Origin of the sequence: Aeromonas sp. R3-1 (assembly GCF_040908345.1) — a bacterium.
Lineage (GTDB): Bacteria > Pseudomonadota > Gammaproteobacteria > Enterobacterales > Aeromonadaceae > Aeromonas > Aeromonas veronii.
In genome coordinates this window covers 1-2856 of record NZ_JBFODN010000118.1, presented here as the reverse complement: position 1 = coordinate 2856, position 2856 = coordinate 1, and the positions used below count along the sequence as shown (strand labels likewise).

At 56.0% G+C, this 2856-nt stretch carries 3 protein-coding genes; 1 reads left to right on the top strand and 2 read right to left on the bottom strand.

Going from position 1 to position 2856, the window contains the following annotated elements:
- Positions 1–551 precede the first annotated feature (551 nt).
- Positions 552–917 carry a YijD family membrane protein gene (locus AB5Y85_RS07305; RefSeq protein WP_146037049.1) on the bottom strand — a complete coding sequence of 122 codons (366 nt, stop codon included), beginning with the start codon at positions 915–917 and terminating at the stop codon, positions 552–554.
- A gap of 19 nt (positions 918–936) precedes the next feature.
- Positions 937–1557 (bottom strand): HTH-type transcriptional repressor FabR, encoded by a 621-nt coding sequence (gene fabR, locus AB5Y85_RS07300; RefSeq protein WP_005339921.1) that lies wholly within the window; start codon positions 1555–1557, stop codon positions 937–939.
- Positions 1558–1704: 147 nt separating this feature from the next.
- On the opposite strand from fabR, the gene AB5Y85_RS07295 reads away from it, so the two are divergent.
- Positions 1705–2823, top strand: a complete 1119-nt coding sequence (locus AB5Y85_RS07295; RefSeq protein ID WP_005339923.1) for a fatty acid desaturase — start codon at positions 1705–1707, stop codon at positions 2821–2823.
- Positions 2824–2856 lie beyond the last annotated feature (33 nt).

Here is a 2856-nt window from a genome sequence, read left to right as displayed (position 1 = left end):
GCGGTAGTTCAGTCGGTTAGAATACCGGCCTGTCACGCCGGGGGTCGCGGGTTCGAGTCCCGTCCGCTCCGCCACTAATTTGAAGGCCTTCCCGAATGGGAAGGCCTTTTTGCTATGGGCGATTTTTGCCCAGAGCCCCCCAGATTTGTACACTCGGCGAACACCAAAGCCCGGTCGTGAGACTGGGCTTTGGTGTTTTTAGCGTGTTAAACAGCCAACGTTTGGTTTTTACCTGCCGAGAGAGTGCCAGATAGCCGGTTATTTCCACCATTTTCTGGCTATATCCGAGCCCTATCAGTTTCATTCAAAGCAATTTGAACGACTCTGCAGGCGGTCAAATCAGCCTTCTGCTGCCTGCTGACTACAGGGCAGCTCCATATTGACCACCCCCTCTTCCATTTGCACGTCGATCTTGAAGCCCAGCAGCTTGACGAGGTTGGGAATACCGAGATTGCCGGATTAATCAGGTACCGCTCAAACAAAGAGGCCTTCCCGTCGGGAAGGCCTCTTTGTTTTATCTATCAGCTGATTACCATCACTCGGTCTATTTATCAGGGCTTCTCTTTGTTGCCAATGCTCAGGCCGAGCTTGATGGAGAGGGCTGCTAGTAACAGCAGCATCATGATCAGGGAGAAGAAGTTGCTGCCAAGCTCCGGGTATTGCACCTTGAGCAGTGCGGAGTGGCCGAAGACACCGATAAAGAAGGAGAGCAGGGTGCAGATGGGGGTGTTGCCCACCATGGGTTCATGACGATAGTGCTGGAACAGCTGATAGGCCGCCAGCCAGAGGGCAATCAGCGGGAAGAAGGAAAAAGGCACGACCGAGTTGGTCAGCACGGCCAGAGAGGCATCGCCACAGATACCAATCAGCATGGCCATGACGAGCGGTTTTTTCGGGATCATAAGCTGTTCAGTCATATCGTTCTCCATCCTGTGGTCATGGGTGAGGTTCACGGCGCTTCTGGTTTTGTACCTCGGCGCCCATGGCGATCATCCGCAGTTGGCGAATTGTTCGGTCGGAGAGTGCACGGCACTCTTCGCTGGTCATGTCGAGTGCATCGGCACCGGCACTGAAGACGATGGTGACCATGGCTTCTGCCTGGATGTAGGCATCTTCCCGTGGTGCTTCTGTGGTGGCTTCCAGATAATCGGTCAGCTCTGCGATAAAGTGCTGGATTTCGCGAGCCACCGCCTGACGAAAGGCGGCCGAGGTACCGGAGCGTTCCCGCAGCAGCAGCCGGAAGATGTTGGGGTTGTTCTCGACGAACTCCATAAAGGTCTGCACCGAGGTGCTGATGACACTGCCACCACCGGCAATGCGCTGGCGTGCCTGGCGCATCAGTTGGCGCAGGGTAAGGCCTCCTTCGTCAACCAGGGTCAGGCCCAGTTCCTCCATATCGCGAAAGTGGCGATAGAAAGAGGTGGGCGCGATACCCGCTTCGCGAGCGACTTCCCGCAGGCTGAGATTGGAGAAACTCCGATTGGCGCACAGTTGGCTGAATGCAGCATCGATCAATGTACGCCGGGTTTTTTCTTTTTGTTGAGCGCGAATACCCACGAAATCAGTCACCTTCAGCTTATTGAGGCCAAATGATAACCCGAAGGCGCCTCAGGATCAGGTTTGTATCCTACTTTTTTACCATTGACCGTGAGGAAATCACCATAGAAAATGGCTAACAGCTGTTCGCTGAAAGGATGCAATGAGATGGCCAGACCCCCCATTATTTTGACTAATACCCTGCTGTTCTCCCTCTCCGGGATAGTGGCGTTGATTGTCGTACCCTGGTACGGCATGAGTCACGGTTACGATCTCTGGCAGTGGGCCAGTTTCCTGTTGTTGTTCTGCCTGAGTGGTCTCTCCATCACCGCAGGTTATCACCGGCTCTGGTCGCACAAGGCTTACAAGGCGCACCCCGCTTTGCAGTGGTTATTTGCCATCGGCGGTGCGTTGGCGCTGCAGAATTCTGCCCTGCACTGGTCGGCCGATCACCGCCGTCACCATCGTCATGTGGATGACAACGATAAAGACCCCTACAGCGCGGGGCGCGGTTTCTGGTATTCCCACATCGGCTGGATGCTGCGGGAGCATCAGGGAGATCGCTATGGCGATTACAGCAATGTGCGTGACCTGCAGAATAACCCGGTGGTCGCGTTTCAGCACCGTCACTATCTGACGTTGGCGCTGGCGGCCAATCTGGGGTTGCCGCTGCTGCTTGGCCTGTGGCATGGGGACTTGCTCGGCATGTTGCTGTTGGCGGGCGTGCTGAGGATGGTGATGACTCACCACACCACCTTCTTCATCAACTCGCTGGCCCACATCTGGGGCAGTCAGCCTTATACCGACCGCAATACCGCTCGCGATAACGGCATCCTGGCTTTTTTCACCTTTGGCGAGGGGTACCACAACTTTCACCACCTGTTCGAGAATGACTACCGCAACGGCATTCACTGGTGGCAGTTCGATCCGACCAAGTGGTTGATCCGGCTCGCCTCCTGGTGTGGTCTGGCGGGGGACCTCAGATCCTCGCCGGAGGAGCGTATCGAGCAGGCCCGGCTGCAGATGCAGCTGAAACGGGCACAAGCCAAGTTGCGCAAGCAGGAAGATCGCGAACTGTGGCAGGCGCTGCTGCAGGAGGAGTACGACAAACTGAGCCAGCAGTTGCAACACTATTACGCCAGTCGCAAGCGGCTGCTGGAGCTGCGCAAGCGCAAGGCGCTGGCGCGCTATGACCGCCTCAAGCTGCAACTGGAGTACCGGGCCCTGCGTGACGGCTTTATCGCAGGTAAACGCAACTGGAGTCGTTTGCTGGCAGGTATTGCATGATGCCGTCCGATTATCACAGAGACTAAAAGAGAA

What these genes read in the sequence shown, in the direction of transcription:
- AB5Y85_RS07305 (WP_146037049.1), bottom strand. Translation starts at nt 917, where the DNA reads ATGACTGAACAGCTTATGATCCCGAAAAAACCGCTCGTCATGGCCATG.
- AB5Y85_RS07295 (WP_005339923.1), top strand. Translation starts at nt 1,705, where the DNA reads ATGGCCAGACCCCCCATTATTTTGACTAATACCCTGCTGTTCTCCCTC.